14 protein-coding genes and 2 tRNA genes are annotated in these 16,078 nt (G+C 62.6%); 6 read left to right on the forward strand and 10 right to left on the reverse strand.

Features of this window, described 5'->3' with window-relative positions; translation table 11 throughout:
• Window positions 1–148: 148 nt before the first annotated feature.
• A complete protein-coding gene (locus J8I29_RS06110; protein WP_209430980.1) occupies window positions 149–1,327 on the reverse strand; it encodes a glycosyltransferase family 61 protein in 1,179 nt (392 codons plus the stop codon).
• Between the two features lie 75 nt (window positions 1,328–1,402).
• Here J8I29_RS06110 and rfbF point away from each other — a divergent pair, with 75 nt between their 5' ends.
• From rfbF to J8I29_RS06130, 4 genes are read left to right on the forward strand one after another with little or no spacing between them, the layout of a single operon-like run.
• Window positions 1,403–2,176: a glucose-1-phosphate cytidylyltransferase gene (gene rfbF / locus J8I29_RS06115; protein ID WP_105864710.1), complete on the forward strand. Its 774-nt coding sequence runs from the start codon at window positions 1,403–1,405 to the stop codon at window positions 2,174–2,176.
• On the forward strand, window positions 2,173–3,252 hold the full coding sequence (gene rfbG, locus J8I29_RS06120) for a CDP-glucose 4,6-dehydratase (RefSeq protein ID WP_348535986.1): 1,080 nt from the start codon (window positions 2,173–2,175) through the stop codon (window positions 3,250–3,252). The genes rfbF and rfbG overlap by 4 nt, the downstream gene beginning before the upstream one ends.
• 10 nt (window positions 3,253–3,262) lie before the next feature.
• Window positions 3,263–4,507, forward strand: coding sequence for a class I SAM-dependent methyltransferase (locus J8I29_RS06125; RefSeq protein WP_209430981.1), 1,245 nt, complete (start codon window positions 3,263–3,265; stop codon window positions 4,505–4,507).
• A complete protein-coding gene (locus J8I29_RS06130) occupies window positions 4,504–5,034 on the forward strand; it encodes a dTDP-4-dehydrorhamnose 3,5-epimerase family protein (protein ID WP_209430982.1) in 531 nt (176 codons plus the stop codon). Before J8I29_RS06125 ends, J8I29_RS06130 begins: the two co-directional genes overlap by 4 nt.
• A 40-nt stretch (window positions 5,035–5,074) precedes the next feature.
• Here the strand turns inward: J8I29_RS06130 and J8I29_RS06135 are convergent, their stop codons facing one another.
• Both J8I29_RS06135 and J8I29_RS06140 read right to left on the reverse strand, forming a co-directional pair.
• A complete protein-coding gene (locus J8I29_RS06135; protein ID WP_105864595.1) occupies window positions 5,075–5,572 on the reverse strand; it encodes an N-acetyltransferase in 498 nt (165 codons plus the stop codon).
• 14 nt (window positions 5,573–5,586) lie between these two features.
• The gene (locus J8I29_RS06140) at window positions 5,587–5,844 is read right to left on the reverse strand and encodes a YjhX family toxin (protein ID WP_209431286.1); all 258 of its coding nucleotides are present in this window, start codon (window positions 5,842–5,844) and stop codon (window positions 5,587–5,589) included.
• Between the two features lie 402 nt (window positions 5,845–6,246).
• On the opposite strand from J8I29_RS06140, the gene J8I29_RS06145 reads away from it, so the two are divergent.
• A complete protein-coding gene (locus tag J8I29_RS06145; RefSeq protein ID WP_209430983.1) occupies window positions 6,247–6,459 on the forward strand; it encodes a hypothetical protein in 213 nt (70 codons plus the stop codon).
• 47 nt (window positions 6,460–6,506) lie between these two features.
• On the opposite strand, the gene J8I29_RS06150 is transcribed toward J8I29_RS06145, so the two are convergent.
• The 6 genes from J8I29_RS06150 to J8I29_RS06175 form a co-directional block, all read right to left on the reverse strand.
• Window positions 6,507–6,582 (reverse strand) — tRNA-Val (locus J8I29_RS06150).
• Between the two features lie 115 nt (window positions 6,583–6,697).
• Complete coding sequence (lon, locus tag J8I29_RS06155; protein WP_105864597.1) at window positions 6,698–9,121, reverse strand: endopeptidase La; 2,424 nt, start codon at window positions 9,119–9,121, stop codon at window positions 6,698–6,700.
• Window positions 9,122–9,664: 543 nt separating this feature from the next.
• Complete coding sequence (gene clpX, locus J8I29_RS06160; RefSeq protein ID WP_068296294.1) at window positions 9,665–10,924, reverse strand: ATP-dependent Clp protease ATP-binding subunit ClpX; 1,260 nt, start codon at window positions 10,922–10,924, stop codon at window positions 9,665–9,667.
• Window positions 10,925–11,203: 279 nt separating this feature from the next.
• A complete protein-coding gene (locus J8I29_RS06165; RefSeq protein ID WP_105864599.1) occupies window positions 11,204–11,836 on the reverse strand; it encodes an ATP-dependent Clp protease proteolytic subunit in 633 nt (210 codons plus the stop codon).
• Between the two features lie 297 nt (window positions 11,837–12,133).
• Entirely contained in the window at window positions 12,134–13,561 is a 1,428-nt protein-coding gene (gene tig / locus J8I29_RS06170) for a trigger factor (protein WP_105864600.1), read from the reverse strand.
• Between the two features lie 61 nt (window positions 13,562–13,622).
• Window positions 13,623–13,707: transfer RNA gene (locus tag J8I29_RS06175), tRNA-Leu, on the reverse strand.
• A gap of 220 nt (window positions 13,708–13,927) precedes the next feature.
• Here J8I29_RS06175 and J8I29_RS06180 point away from each other — a divergent pair.
• Window positions 13,928–15,223: a multicopper oxidase family protein gene (locus J8I29_RS06180; RefSeq protein ID WP_209430984.1), complete on the forward strand. Its 1,296-nt coding sequence runs from the start codon at window positions 13,928–13,930 to the stop codon at window positions 15,221–15,223.
• 58 nt (window positions 15,224–15,281) lie between these two features.
• Here J8I29_RS06180 and J8I29_RS06185 read toward each other — a convergent pair whose 3' ends face one another.
• On the reverse strand, window positions 15,282–16,076 hold the full coding sequence (locus J8I29_RS06185) for a hypothetical protein (protein WP_209430985.1): 795 nt from the start codon (window positions 16,074–16,076) through the stop codon (window positions 15,282–15,284).
• Window positions 16,077–16,078 lie beyond the last annotated feature (2 nt).

Raw genomic sequence — 16,078 nt, forward strand, 5'->3', positions numbered from 1 at the left:
GCCAGGGATTTTACGGTCTTCACGGCTTGCGGCAGAGCCGCTCAGGAACCGATCGGCCTCCTGGAAACACGGAAGGCGCCGGCACGAGCCAGGGCCAAACCGATGGCGCGGTCGATCGTGAGCCCCTCGCCGAGACAGACCATCATCATCAGGAAGAGGGGGGAAGTGACTCGAGCTTGTCGCGCAGCAGGTTTTCGTTCAACGCGAACGCCTGGTCATAATCACCCGGCTCGCCGATGAGCCAGCTATAATCGAGGCCGAGGCGCCTGCTCAGCCACAGATAGGTGCTCTTGGTGAAATTCGCGGGAAAAAGCTCGATCACCTGCGTTCCGGGCCGGCAGAACGCCAGATTGCCGAGCCCGGCGCCATGCACGCCGATAACGGCGTCGGCCTGGGAGAACAGGCGAACCTGTTCGGCATGATTGTCGCCCTTGGCCTCGAATCGCTCGAAACCATGCCCTCTTGCAATGTCCCAGAGCGCATCTTCATTGAGCAGGCGCCGGATCTTGCTGTTTCCCCGCGAAAAGAAGATGCGCCGGCCGCGGCCGGCGGGCACCCCGTAGTGCGCGCGGAAAAGGTCCGCCAGCCGCTCGACGGGAGCGGCATCGGCAAAGCTCCATTCGGCATTGCCGGCATCGAAGGAAAGCCACAGCGCCTCCTCGACCGCCACTTTGGCATCGTCCGGCATGGCGATCACGCGCACGCCCGGATAGGCCTGCTCCAGCAGGGCGCAGCCTAGGTTCAGGCTTTCCAGGCGCGAAGGCGGCAGCAGCAGGGTGAGCGGCATGCCCTTGGGGTGAAAGCGCTCGAGGTAGTTGACGACCGGAACCAGGTCCTCAAAGAGCGCATGATAATAATTGTCCGTCCGAGCCAAGAGATGACAACGCCCTGCAAGGGCGGGCAGAACGCGAAGCCGCTTGGCCCTGGCGAAGTTCCAATTCACCCATTCCACGTCGCGTATCACCACGCCTTCCCGATCGGGCGCGAAAACGCGGCTGACATGGCCAAGCAGTTCCGCGGGACTTATCGTCAGGGCCAGTTCCTGCACCGGAACCGTGACGCCTCCCCGCCATTCGCGCGCCAAGGTGTCATAGGGCCAGCACCGGTCCCGCACGAAAGCGCATTCTTCCGGTGTGAACGAAGTCGCCATCTCGGCCTTGCGGTCCTCGATGACAAGGGTCGCGGCGATCTCAGGATCGACTCCGCGCGGATAGAAGGAAAAACGACGCCGCAGCAGGCTGATCCTGCCAATAGTCGCCCGTGCCGCCAGCCAGCGCCAGTAGCGGATATTGAAACGCTTTCGAAATCCGGATTTGACGCGGGCCATTTCTGCCGTTTGATTGCCAAGGAACAGCCAAGCGGCTATAGCCGCGCCACCCACCTCTGTCTATCGGATCAGACCTTGAAAGCAATCATTCTCGCTGGCGGCATGGGCACGCGCATTTCCGAAGAATCGCATCTGCGCCCCAAACCGATGATCGAGATCGGAGGCCGGCCGATCCTCTGGCACATCATGAAGATCTACAGCCATTACGGCATCAACGATTTCGTGATCTGCCTGGGCTACAAGGGCTATATGATCAAGGAGTATTTCTCCAACTACTTCCTGCACAATGCGGATGTGACGATCGACGCCGAAAAGAACGAGGTCATCTACCATAATCAGAAGGCCGAGCCCTGGCGGGTCACCATGGTGGACACCGGCGAGACCAGCATGACGGGCGGCCGGCTGAAACGGGTCGCCCCTTTCCTGACGCCGGGCGAATCCTTCTGCTTCACCTATGGCGACGGCGTCTCCGACGTCGACATCGGCGCGCTCATCGCCTTCCACAAGAAGCATGGCAAGCGCGCCACGCTGACGGGCGTGATCCCTCCCGGCCGCTACGGCTCCCTGTCGCTGGAGGGTGACAAGGTCACCCGTTTCATCGAAAAGCCGCCCGGCGACAATGCGCTGATCAATGGCGGCTTCTTCGTGCTGGAACCGAGCGTGGTCGACCTGATCGAGGCAGACCAGACTTCCTGGGAAGGTGCGCCGCTCGAGGCTCTGGCCGCCTCCGGCGATTTGATGGCCTATCGGCATGGCGGGTTCTGGCAGCCCATGGATACCTTGCGCGACAAGAACCATCTCGAACAATTGTGGGCGCAGGGCAAAGCGCCCTGGAAGGTCTGGCCGTGACCCGGGCTTTGGCCGCAGGCATTTTGCCATCACCTGCTTTCTGGCGGGGCAGGAAGGTGTTTCTTACCGGCCATACAGGCTTCAAGGGGAGCTGGATGGCCTTGTGGCTGCATCGGCTTGGGGCGGAGGTTACCGGCTTTGCGCTGCCGCCGGCCGCCGACCAGCCCCTATTTGCAGCCGCGGGCGTCGACGGTTCCGTCCGGTCGATCCTTGGCGACCTTCGCGATGCCGAAGCCGTGCGCCGGGCCGTGGAGGCGACCCAACCCGAAATCGTGCTGCACCTGGCTGCCCAGGCCCTGGTGCGGCGTTCCCTCGCCGATCCGGTCGAGACTTTCGGCACCAACGTCATGGGCACGGTGCACCTCTTGGAAGCCCTGCGCTCCCTGCCGACACTCGCCTGCATCCTCGCGGTGACCTCGGACAAGGTCTATCTCAACGAGGAGACAGGCGAGGCCTTCCATGAGGATGACAAGCTCGGCGGCAAGGATCCCTACTCGGCTTCCAAGGCGGCTGCCGAGATCGTCACCTATTCCTATGCGCGCTCCTATTTCGACAAGGCACGGGTGCCGGCTGCCACTGCACGCGGCGGCAACGTCATCGGGGGCGGCGACCATTCGGCCGACCGGCTCGTCCCGGACATCGTGCGCGCCGTGCGCGGCGGCAAGCCGCTCGAACTGCGCCACCCCGAGGCGGTCAGACCCTGGCAGCATGTGCTCGACTGCGTGAACGGCTATCTGGTCTATGCCGAACGGCTGGCTACTGTCGCGGACACGCCGCGGGCACTGAACTTCGGTCCCGACCCTTCCCGTCCCCTGCCCGTTTCGGCGGTGGCCGATGCCATTTTCCAGGCGCTTGGCCGCAAGCCGGACTGGCTGCACAAACCCGTGCCCGGTTCCATCGAGATGAAGGCGCTGACCGTCGATTCCGAGCGAGCCCGCTCGCTGCTCGGCTGGCAGGATCGGCTCGCCGGCCCGGCCAGTCTGGAATGGACGGCGCAATGGTATGCTGCCGAGGCCGCCGGGCAGGACATGCACGCCTTCACCCTCGATCAGATCTCCCGTTTCTCGACGCCCTGAGACCGCCGCCATGCCCGCTGCCACGTCCACGCTTCCTCATTGCCGGTTCTGCGCTACGCCGCTGACGACGACCTTGTGCGATCTCGGCTCGATGCCGCTTGCCAACGATTATCGCCTGCCCGACGACAGCAATCCCGAGCGCAGCTTCCCGCTGCATGCGCGCGTCTGTCCGAGCTGCCTGCTCGTCCAGGTCGATGATTCCGTCCCGCCGGACGCGATCTTCTCCGACTACGCCTATTTTTCCTCCTATTCGGACAGCTGGGTGGCGCATGCCAAGCGCTATGCGCAAGCGATGATCGAGCGTTTCAAGCTCGGCGCCAATTCGCTGGTGATCGAAGTCGCCTCCAATGACGGCTACCTGCTGCAGCATTTCAAAGCCGCTGGCGTACCGGTGCTCGGTGTCGAACCTGCTGCCAATGTCGCCGAGACGGCCCGGGCCAAGGGCATCGATACCGAAGTCGCCTTCTTCGGCGTCGAAACCGCCCGGCGTCTCGTCGGCCAGGGCAAGCGCGCCGACCTCATGGCTGCCAACAATGTGCTCGCCCATGTCCCCGATATCCGCGATTTCGTCGGCGGCTTCGCCGCCTTGCTGAAACCCGAGGGCGTCGTCACCTTCGAATTCCCGCATGTGCTCAATCTGATCGAGAAGGTGCAGTTCGATACTATCTATCACGAGCATTTTTCCTATCTCTCGCTGGTGACGGTCGAGAAGGTGTTCGCCGCCGTCGGCCTCAAGGCGATCGATGTCGAGGAACTGCCGACCCATGGCGGCTCGCTGCGCCTGTTCGCGGCACCATTGGCGTCCAGCCACCGGCCTTCGGCGCGGCTCGACGCCCTGCGCGCCAAGGAGCACGCCGCCGGTCTTGACGCTCTGGCCGGCTATGAAGGCTTTGCTGCCAAGGTCGCCGAGGTCAAGCGCGGCTTCCTCGCCTTCCTGGCCGAGGCCAAGGCCGCCGGCAAGACCATCGCCGCCTATGGAGCCGCCGCCAAGGGCAACACCTTCCTGAATTTCTGCGGCGTCGGCCCCGCCGATATCGTGGCTGTGTTCGACCGTTCCCTGGCCAAGCAGGGCCGCCTGCTGCCCGGCAGCCAGATCCCGATCCTCTCGCCCGACAAGATCAGCGAGATCGCACCCGATTATCTCGTCATCCTGCCCTGGAACATCGCCGAGGAAGTGATGGAGCAGACGCGTCCGCTGATGCCGCCGGGCAGTTCCTTCGTGACGGCCGTGCCCAGCATCAGGCTCTCGCCGTGATCTTCGTCGAGACCCGCATCCCGGGCTGCTTCCTGATCGAGCCGGAGCCGCGGCGCGACGATCGCGGCTTTTTCGCCCGCACCTATTGCCCGGACGAGTTCGCTGCCGCCGGCATCGTCTTTGCGCCTGTGCAAACCAATCTCTCGCGCAACGACAAGGCTTTCACCCTGCGCGGCATGCACTTCCAGGATGCTCCTCATGCCGAGGCCAAGCTCGTCCAGGTGGCGCGAGGGAAGATCCATGACGTCGTGGTCGATCTCAGGCCGGACAGCCCGGCCTTTTGCCAATGGCTCGGCGCCGAGCTGAGCGCCGACAATCTGCACCAGCTCTATATTCCCGAAGGCTGTGCCCACGGCTTCCTGACGCTCGAAGCCGGAACGGACGTCTTGTACGGCATGGGCCGCAAATATGTTCCCGGCCATGCCCGGGGCTATCGCTATGACGACCCGGCCTTTGCCATCCAATGGCCCCGCCCGCCCGCGGTGATCGCACCGGCGGACGAGGCTTGGCCGGCTTTCGGGGCTTGAGAGGCGTCCCGCCGCGTCCTGGTCGCGGCGGGACGATCCGCTATTTCGCCTCGAACGCCGGGTGGTAGGCCACGTCTCCCTGCGGCATGTCAGCCCCGAAGGGCAGGCACTGGAAATAGACAGGCGGCACGCCGGGAAGGCAAAGCCGAACCTCGTTCTTGAAGCCGAAGCGGCCGTAATAGGCGGGATCTCCCAGGACGACGCAGCCTTGCGCCTCCTGCCGGCGGAGGTCGGCGAGGCCAGTCTCGATCAGCGCTCGCCCGATGCCGTTTTTCTGGCGGTCCGGTCGCACCGATACCGGCCCCAGCCCGTACCAATGCCGGAAAGCCCCATCGATGGTGACGGGCGAAAAGGCGACATGGCCGACGACCCCGCTTTCTTCTTCCGCCACCAGGGACAAGGTCAAAGCCCCCGCCGCCCTTAAGCCGTCGACGATCGCCGCCTCCGTCTGGCTGCTATATGGCTTTCCTTCGAAGGCGGCCCTGGTCATCGCGCGGATGGTATCGATATCATCGGCACGTTCTGGTCGGATCTGCATGATATTTCCCTCGTTCAGCGGTTGTCGGCCTGAGCGCGCACGCTCTCCCGCCCTTTGCGCGAGATGCGGTAGGGGCCGGAGGCATGGGATTCGATCAGCCTTTTGCGGAGGAGCTTGCCGAATGTCTCAAGCGTGCAATCGGCCAGACGATGGCCGTCGCGGGTGAAGCAGTCGACATGATGGATGCGGCCGTTATCGCCGCGATGATGGCGGATATGCCCGCCCTGGGCCAGCACGTGCAGCACACGCTGCTCGCCCCGTGAGATATTCATGATGGTGGAGCCTGTCGCAGAAACCATGACAAGCATCGCCCGCGCACCCGCCCGATCCGGCCGCCGCGCCTCGCAATGCTTCCTCATGTCTCGTCAAATCGAGACGGTCAGCGGTTTCTCACAAGCTCTGACATGAAACCTTCCGCTCAAATCAGCAGGTGACCATCGCATAGGTCGGCATCAGCCCGATGTCAATCCGGCCCCATCACGCAAGATCTTCCGAAGAGCATGGCTCAGACACCATGGATCCTGCTGCACCTTCCCGGTGACACCCTTGCCCGTGCACGCTGCGAGCCTATCCGGCCCGCCAGCCCATCGCCGCCACGTGAGACGAGCGTGGCATGGAACCCCCGTGCCGCGATGCGCATTTCATTTAGGAGTTCAATGATCAGGACGACGCGGATGAGCTGGTTCATCATCATGAAACGCCGTGGCGCTCACGTCGAACCGCTGCCGGACGCACCGATTTTCGAAGACCTCGTCGAGGCGGAGACCTGGGCGGCGACCTATCTGGAAGGCGACCCGCCCTTGTTCGACAAGAGCCTGGACTCGATCGAGGTCCACCGGCAGGAAGCGCAGCTGGCAATGCGCCAGGTGGCATCAGCCCCGCGCTGAGCACCCATCAAGCCTGCAAGTCGACAGGCCAAACTGATTGAATGTTCTGGTGGGCGGTGACGGGCTCGAACCGCCGACCCTCTCGGTGTAAACGAGATGCTCTACCAACTGAGCTAACCGCCCCAGCACGGAAAGGTCCCGCGCACGGCCCCTGTCTATTGCGCTTGTGCCCGCTTCGCAAGGCAAAAGAAAGCGGCCGCACCCTTTGGGGCGCGGCCGCTTGCAGATCGTTTCAGTGTCAGTGGGCGACGACAGCGTTGGCGTCATCTCCGACGACAGCCGGCGGCGGCGCGTTCTTGTCCTCGTCCCAGGTGATAGGCTCTGGCATGCGCACCAGCGCCCTGCGCAGAACTTCCTCCATCCGGGAAACCGGCACGATTTCGAGACCGTTCTTCACATTGTCGGGAAGTTCGGCCAGATCCTTGGCGTTCTCTTCCGGAATCAGCACGGTCTTGATGCCGGCCCGCAGGGCGGCGAGCAGCTTCTCCTTCAGGCCGCCGATCGGCAGCACCCGGCCACGCAAGGTGACCTCACCGGTCATGGCAACGTCACGGCGAACCGCGATGCCCGTCATCACCGACACCATGGCGGTGGCCATGGCGATGCCGGCCGAGGGGCCATCCTTGGGCGTTGCACCTTCCGGCAGATGCACATGCACGTCGCGCTTGTCGAACAGCGGCGGCTCGATGCCGTAGTCGATGGCGCGCGAACGGACATAGGAGGCAGCCGCGGAGATCGACTCGCGCATGACGTCCTTCAGATTGCCCGTCACGATCATCTTGCCCTTGCCGGGCATCATGACCGCTTCGATGGTCAGAAGCACGCCGCCCACCTCGGTCCAGGCCAGGCCCGTAACCGCACCCACCTGATCCTCGAGTTCGGCCTGGCCGTAGCGGTAACGCGGGGCGCCGAGATAGTCTTCGAGCACCGTGTTCGTCACCTTGACCGTCTTCTTCTTGGACATCAGGATGTCCTTGACGGCCTTACGGGTCAGGTTCGAGATCTCGCGCTCGAGGTTGCGCACCCCGGCTTCCTGCGTGTAGCGACGCACCAGATTGAGCAGCGCTTCGTCGTCGATCGAGAACTCACGTGCCTTCAGGCCATGCTTCTGAACGGCATTGGGGATGAGATGCTTGCGGGCGATCTCCACCTTCTCGTCTTCGGTATAACCGGCGAGACGGATGATCTCCATGCGGTCCAGCAGCGCCGGCGGAATGTTGAGCGTGTTCGCCGTGGTCACGAACATCACGTTCGACAGGTCGTAGTCGACCTCGAGGTAATGGTCGTTGAACGTCGAGTTCTGCTCGGGATCGAGCACTTCCAACAGAGCCGAAGACGGATCGCCGCGGAAATCCTGGCCCATCTTGTCGATTTCATCGAGCAGGAAGAGCGGATTCTGCTTCTTGGCCTTGCGCATCGACTGAACGACCTTGCCGGGCATCGAGCCGATATAGGTGCGCCGATGGCCACGGATCTCGGCCTCGTCCCGGACACCGCCGAGCGACATGCGCACATATTCGCGGCCGGTCGCCTTGGCTATCGAACGGGCGAGCGACGTCTTGCCGACGCCGGGCGGGCCGACGAGGCACAGGATCGGACCGGTCAGCTTGTTGGCGCGCTGCTGCACCGCCAGATACTCGATGATACGTTCCTTGACCTTTTCCAGGCCATGGTGATCGGCATCGAGAATCTCCTGGGCATGCGGCAAATCCTTCTTGATCCGGGACTTGTCGCCCCAGGGCAAGGAAATCAGCCAGTCCAGATAGTTGCGCACGACGGTGGCCTCGGCCGACATCGGGGACATCTGACGCAGCTTCTTCATCTCGGCCTGCGCCTTGTCGCGGGCCTCCTTGGAGAGCTTGGTGTCCTTGATCTTCTGTTCGAGCTCGCCGAGTTCGTCCTTGCCTTCCTCGTCACCGAGCTCCTTCTGGATCGCCTTCATCTGCTCGTTGAGATAGTACTCGCGCTGGGTCTTCTCCATCTGCCGCTTGACGCGGGTACGGATGCGCTTCTCGACCTGCAGGACGGAAATCTCGCTTTCCATCAGGGCGAGCACCTTCTCCAGGCGCGCCGGGATCGACAGGATCTCCAGCACTTCCTGCTTGTCGGCGATCTTCACCGCAAGATGTGCGGCGATGGTGTCGGCGAGCTTCGAATAATCCTCGATCTGGGTGACCGTGGCCACGACTTCCGGCGACACCTTCTTGTTGAGCTTCACATAGCTCTCGAATTCGGCCACCACGGAACGGGCAAGCGCTTCGGCTTCGATCTTCTCGCCATTGCCGTCGCCCAGGACCTCGGCCTCGGCCTGATAGAAATCGTCATGCCCGGAATAGGAGAGCACGCGTGCGCGGTCGACGCCCTCGACCAGCACCTTCACCGTGCCGTCGGGCAGCTTCAGCAATTGCAGCACGGTAGCCAGCGTGCCGAGCTTGTAGATGGCGTCCGGCGCCGGATCATCCTCGGCGGCATTGAGCTGCGTCGCCAGCAGGATGTGGCGGTCGGTCCGCATGACTTCTTCCAGCGCCCGAATCGACTTCTCGCGGCCAACGAAAAGCGGCACGATCATGTGGGGGAACACCACGATATCGCGCAGAGGCAACACCGGGAACGTATCGACGGTGCCTGCCGGCACCGGAGGACGCTGCTTATTCGTCGTCATTGCATATCCTTTCCTGCGCCGTTCCACGCTGCAATAGCCGTACCAGCGGCGCTATCCTCCCGGCCAACACGAAGAGCGACCTCGGAGGTATTCCCAACTGCCCCGGATGGGCACAGTTGCTTCGATAAGGGTTAGGTGGAGAGCACCAAGCACAGTGTCAAGCCGGCTAATCCCGGTAAATTGCGCTGTCTCGATTTTCGTTCTCGCACCTGCGAACCTCGCTACAAATTTCTGTTCGATCGACTTCGGATTGATTGCCGGGAACCTCGGGCCACTCTTGAAAGGACTCTCCGAAAAGTAGCGACAATTAGCCAAAACATGCATTTTTCTACGGAAACCGGCTCGAATCGAGCTGGTCTCTCCTAGCCCACGATACCCCCCTCCGACGTCAAGCGCAATCGAAGGCCGCTGCGGCGAATGGTCGATCTCAGCGGAGCGGGACATCGCCCGAGCCATGCATTTCAACATGTCTGCAGGCAGGTGTCGACATGACAATGCCGGCCACAGGCCGGCATTGCATATCGAGCATTGCTCCGGCGGACATCAGCCGGTGGAGGAAACCTCCTGCTTCTCGGAATAGATGAAGAGCGGCTTGGCCTGTCCGTCAACGACTTCCTTGGAGATCACCACTTCCTCGACACCGTCGAGGCCGGGCAGTTCGAACATGGTGTCGAGCAGGATGCCCTCCATGATCGAGCGCAGGCCACGCGCACCGGTCTTGCGCTCGATCGCCTTCTTGGCGATCGACGACAAGGCCTCGTCCTGGAAGGTCAGATCGATCCCCTCCATCTCGAACAGGCGCTGATACTGCTTCACCAGCGCATTCTTCGGCTCGGTCAGGATCTTGATCAGCGCCGGCTCGTCGAGATCTTCCAAGGTCGCAATGACCGGCAGACGCCCGACGAATTCCGGGATCAGGCCGAACTTCAACAGATCCTCGGGCTCAACCTCACGGAAGATCTCGCCGGTACGCCGGTCTTCGGGCGTCACCACGCGGGCGCCGAAACCGATCGAGGTGCCCTTGCCGCGGCTGGAGATGATCTTCTCGAGGCCCGAGAAGGCACCGCCGCAGATGAAGAGGATATTGGTGGTGTCGACCTGCAGGAACTCCTGCTGGGGATGCTTGCGCCCGCCCTGCGGCGGAACACTGGCCACCGTGCCTTCCATGATCTTCAGCAAGGCCTGCTGCACGCCCTCGCCCGAGACGTCACGGGTGATCGAGGGATTGTCGGACTTGCGGCTGATCTTGTCGACCTCGTCGATATAGACGATGCCGCGCTGGGCGCGCTCGACATTATAGTCGGCCGCCTGCAGCAGCTTGAGGATGATGTTCTCGACATCCTCGCCGACATAGCCGGCTTCCGTCAGGGTCGTGGCATCGGCCATGGTGAAGGGCACGTCGATGATGCGGGCCATGGTCTGGGCGAGCAGCGTCTTGCCCGAACCGGTCGGTCCGATCATCAGAATGTTGGACTTCGCCAGTTCGACATCGCTGTGCTTGGTGGCATGGTTGAGACGCTTGTAGTGATTGTGCACGGCCACCGAGAGCACGCGCTTGGCCTGCATCTGGCCGATCACATAATCGTCGAGCACCTTGCAGATCTCACGCGGGGTAGGCACCCCGTCGCGCGACTTCACCAGCGAGGACTTGTTCTCCTCGCGAATAATATCCATGCACAGCTCGACACATTCATCGCAGATGAATACCGTCGGGCCGGCGATGAGCTTGCGAACTTCGTGCTGGCTCTTGCCGCAGAACGAGCAGTAGAGCGTGTTCTTGGTATCGCTGCCGGCCTTGGTCATGGCATCCCCCTTTCGGGCTCTCTCGGCGGAACGGACATTCCGCATAATCCCACGGGAAATCCCGTGGCTGTAAACACAATCCCGCAGGCGTACCTGCATCGACTAAGTTCGTCCTGCAAGGGCTATGCCAAATGATGGCTGCCCCTGCATTCTCCGGTGACGCTGCATCCAGCAGGTCCAATGCTGGAATCTAGCGCCCCCCACGTCAACAGATCATTACCGATATCCATTGCAACGAACTGTGGCGAAACTCGTGCAGGGATCTCCCGCAGGGTTACATTAAGGCTTGGGCGAGGCTTCCTCCGGCCGCTTCTCGCTCACATGGTCGACCAGACCGAAAGCTTTGGCCTGCTCCGCATCCATGAAATTATCACGCTCCAGGGCCTCCTGGATCGACTTGATGTCCTGGCCGGTATGCTTGACGTAGATTTCGTTCAGCCTCTGCTTCACGCGGCGCGTTTCTTCGGCGTGGATCAGGATGTCGGTCGCCTGGCCCTGATATCCGCCCGAAGGCTGGTGCACCATGATGCGCGCGTTGGGCAGGGCAAAGCGCAGATCCTTCTCGCCGGCGGCCAGCAGGAGCGATCCCATCGAAGCCGCCTGGCCGACGCAAAGCGTTGAGATCGGCGAGCGAATGAACTGCATCGTGTCGTAGATCGACAGGCCCGCCGTCACCACCCCGCCCGGCGAGTTGATGTACATCGCGATTTCCTTCTTGGGGTTCTCCCCTTCCAGGAACAGCAGCTGGGCCACCACGATGGAGGCCATGTAGTCCTCCACCGGGCCGGTCAGGAAGATGATGCGTTCGCGCATCAGCCGCGAATAGATATCCCAGGCACGCTCGCCGCGATTGGTGCTTTCGACCACGGTCGGTATGAGGTTGTTGGTATAGAAGTCGATCGGATCTCGCATCAATCTCTCCAGCAAGCGAATCTCGGCAGTCCATGTTCCTGTCAGGGCAGGGATCGCGAGCCTGTTTGTCAAGTGAACCTTCCTGTCGCCCGCAGGGACATGAAGGTGCGACGGTTGTCGAGGGAGGCTAGCCCGAGAAGAGACGGGCCCTCTTGTCGCAAATGTGTCGTCAAACCCGGTCCTGCAAGTCCCCTCCCCGCCTTTTGCAAGTTCGGGGACGTTCGAGAACGACAATGGCCGGGGCAAGCCCGGCCATCGCATATTCGTCTCGACGAACCAGGATGGCCCGGCACAGCCTTATTCTGCTGACTCGGCAGGCTTGGCGGCCTTGGTTTTCTTGGCCTTGGCCGGCTTTTCCTCGGCAGCGGCAGAAGCGGCCTGCTCGTCGTCTTCCTTGAACAGTTCCTCTTTGGAGACCTTGTTCTCGGTGATGTCGGCGAGCGAGAGGATGTGGTCGACAACCTTGTCCTCGAAGATCGGAGCGCGCAGCTCGGCGATCGCCTGCGGGTTCTTGGTGTAGAACTCCCAGATCTGGCGCTCCTGGCCCGGGAACTGGCGGGCACGCTCGATCACGGCGCGAGTCGCCTCTTCGTCGGTCACCTGGATCTTGTTGCTCTCGCCGATCTCGGCCAGCACGAGGCCGAGGCGAACGCGGCGGGCCGCGATCTTGCGATAATCTTCCTTGGCGGCCTCTTCGGTGGTGTTCTCCTGCTCGAAGGTGCGGCCGGTCTGCTGCATCTCGCGCTCGACCTGCAGCCAGACATTGTCGAACTCCTGCTGGAACAGGGTCGGCGGCAGATCGAAGGAGTATTTCGCATCAAGCGCATCGAGAAGCTGGCGCTTCACCTTGCTGCGCGAGGCGGCGTTGTACTCGCCTTCGATCGAGCTCTTGATCACTTCCTTGAGCTTGTCGAGCGATTCGAGGCCGACAGACTTGGCAAGCTCGTCGTCGATGACGAGCTCAGCCGGAGCCTGCACCGCCTTGACCTTGACGTCGAAGGTGGCGTCCTTGCCGGCCAGCGTGTCGGAGGCATAGTTGGTGGGGAACTTGACCTCGATGGTCTTCTCCTGGCCGGCGGTGACGCCGATGAGCTGGTCCTCGAAGCCGGGAATGAAGGTCTTGGAGCCGAGGTCGACGGAAATGTCCTCACCCTTGCCGCCGTCGAACTCGACGCCGTCGATCTTGCCGACGAAGTCGACGATCACGCGGTCGTGGTTCTCGGCCTTCGACTTGGCCTTCTTGTCGGCATAGGTGACGTTGCGGCGGGCCAGATCCTCGAGGCGCGACTGCACCTCTTCATCCGAGACTTCGGCCACCGGCTTGACGATCTTGATGCCGGAAATGTCGCCTACCTCGAAGGTCGGCAGCACTTCCACGGCGACGGTCCAGGCAAGATCGGCCTTGCCGTCGAGCACCTGGGTCACGCCTTCGTCGTCGGCACCAAAATCGAGCTTGGGCTCCATGGCCAGCTTGATCTGGTTGTCATCGACGATCTTACGATTGGCTTCGCCAACGAAATTGTTGACGACATCGGCCGTGACCGAGCGGCCATAGAGACGACGCAGATGCGCCACCGGCACCTTGCCCGGACGAAAGCCGTTGACGCGGACCTTGCCCTTCATGTCTTCCAATTGGGCATCGGTGCGCGAGGCGATATCAGCCGCCGGCACCACCACTTTGAATTCCCGCTTCAGGCCATCGGCCAGGGTTTGGGTCACCTGCATATTCTTGTCCCGAATCCGTGAGTTCGTAGCTGCCCCGTCTTTAAGCCGTCGAGGCCGATCGTGGTGCGGGCGGAGGGGCTCGAACCCCCACGACTTTCATCACTGGAACCTAAATCCAGCGCGTCTACCAGTTCCGCCACGCCCGCAAATAGGGCTCCCTTTCGCAAAACTTGCATTCTGCGAAACGAGTGGCGCCATATAGCATGTCATGAAATTGATGCAGCAAAAAAATGCCGTCTCCTGCATGATATTTGGAGTTAAGGATTCGCGTGCGGCCGCAACAGCCGGCCGCAGCGTCGCTCCCGGCCTTCGAGCAACCTTCCCGGCAGGCGGGAATAGCCACTGCCCAGCCAGGAGGACCCACCGATGACCGGCAGTTTCGATCGGCGTCAGCTTCTTGCCGGGCTCGGCGTCACCCTGGCCAGCCTTGTTCTCACGCGCCCCGCACCGGCCGCTCCGGGCCTGACCTTGACGGCCGCGGCCGGCGAACTCCCCCTGCCAGGCAGCGTCAAGCCAACCCGGACGCAGTGTTTCGACGCCTCGACGCCGGGACCTCTCCTGCACACGAAGCGCAACCGGGCCGTGAAGCTGCGCTTTGCAAACCGTCTCGACGCCCCCTCGACGATCCATTGGCATGGCGTGCGCCTCGCCAATAGCATGGACGGCGTTCCCGCCCTGACCCAGCAGGCGGTGAAACCGGGCGAGGGCTTCGACTACGCGTTCACGCCGCCGGATGCCGGCACCTTCTGGTACCATCCCCCCGCCTTTGGCCCTTTCTTGTCACAATGCGAGGCCGGCCTCTATGGCGTCCTGATCGTCGACGAGGATGAACCGCCAAAGGTAGACCGAGACCTGGTTCTCGTCATCGACGACTGGAACATCGGTGCCGACGGGCAGATTCAGGCCACCGCCGATAGCAAGCCGACCATCACGGCGAATTCGAAGCCGGCCGAAACGATCAGCCTCGCTCCCAATGAGCGTGTCCGACTGCGTCTCGTCAACGCCGCGGCGACGCGCATCGCCAAACTCGCCCTGGCCGGTTTTCCGGCCACCATCGTCGCCATCGACGGCCACCCCGTCGACACACCCTTCGCCCCCAATCACGGTCGCCTCGACCTGCCGCCCGGCGGGCGCGCCGACATTGCGGTCGACGGCCTGCTCACAACGGGGAGTGAGGCCGGTATCGCACTGGACCGCGACGGCGACGTCGTCATTCTCGCTCACCTCGTTTCGAACGGTGCGGCGCCGCTTCGCCCAGCCCTTCTGCCGCCCCTGGTGCTGCCGCGCCCCGATCTGCCGGCCGCACTTGCGCTGCAGAAGGCCAAGCGCGTCACCTTAGCGCTGTCAGGCCGGAACGGCGGCGGCTCGGTGCTGCCCGACAAGCCTTTGTTCTCGGTCAAGCGAGGCAGCCTCGTCGATCTCGGCCTCGCCAACAAAACGCCTATCGACCAGGCCGTGCATGTGCACGGCCACGCCATGCGCATCCTCCATCCCTTCGACGACGAATGGCAGCCCTACTGGGTCGACACGGTCACAATCGGTCCGGGAGAAACCGTGCATACGGTGTTCACAGCGGATAATCCGGGCAAATGGCTCCTGCACGGCCGCGCCTGCGGCCCTTCCAGGAAGGATGATCTCTTGACCTGGTTCGAGGTGACCTGAACCTTGGAATAAGGGCCGTCATGCGGAAAGCCTCAAGACGACAGGCCCCTCCAGCGGTTCAATCGCGATTCATGTCGGTTAGCGCGTCGCGCATGGAGATGCTGGAGATGCCGAAGAAACCGCCATAGGGAATCTTGAGGTCGATGATCACGAACATGACGCTCGATACGCACACGACGCCGATGGCAAGCACGATCTTGCTCAACAGGCGCTGCGAGATCTGAAGGCCGAAGCTGAGGAAGACGAGGGCCAGCCAGAAGCTGATGATCAGCGTGAAGGACACGCCGGATGGAGCATGTGTATCCTCGATGACGGCCCAGCGCCCCGTCAGCGCCGCCCTGTAGTCCAGTTGGCAGCGCGCGGCGATGTTCTTGCCGATGCCATCGGTCGGCTGGAACGAATCGATCGCCAGGCCGATCTGGTTCATCATGCCGGCAAGCACCTTGTCCTCGCCCATGAGCGGCATGTCCTTGGTGTCGAGCATGGTCTTGACCTCCGGCGCCGGCTCGTCGGGCCAGGTGCTGGCGATCACCGCGGCGGTGTAGCGGCGCAGCAGCTGGCGCGTCGGCTCCATTCGCGGGGAGAGATCGCGCAGGCATTGGTCGAGGCTCGCCAGATGCGCCGCATAGATCGAGCGATCCTTGCTGGCCGCGTCGAAGTCGGCCCTGGAGGTGGAAAGTTGCAGGCTCAGGATCAGAGCGGCGAAGGACACCAGCAGGCCCGTCACCAGGCGCACCGCCTCCATGTTCTCCTTCGAGAGGTGTTCTTCGTGCAGGCGCCTGCGCAAGATCACCCCGCCGACGGCGCTCAAACTGAAAAGCACCAGGAAACTCAGGCCGTAGATTTCTTCCATGA

Source organism: Labrys sp. LIt4 (assembly GCF_017813775.1).
In the GTDB taxonomy this organism is placed as follows: domain Bacteria; phylum Pseudomonadota; class Alphaproteobacteria; order Rhizobiales; family Labraceae; genus Labrys; species Labrys okinawensis_A.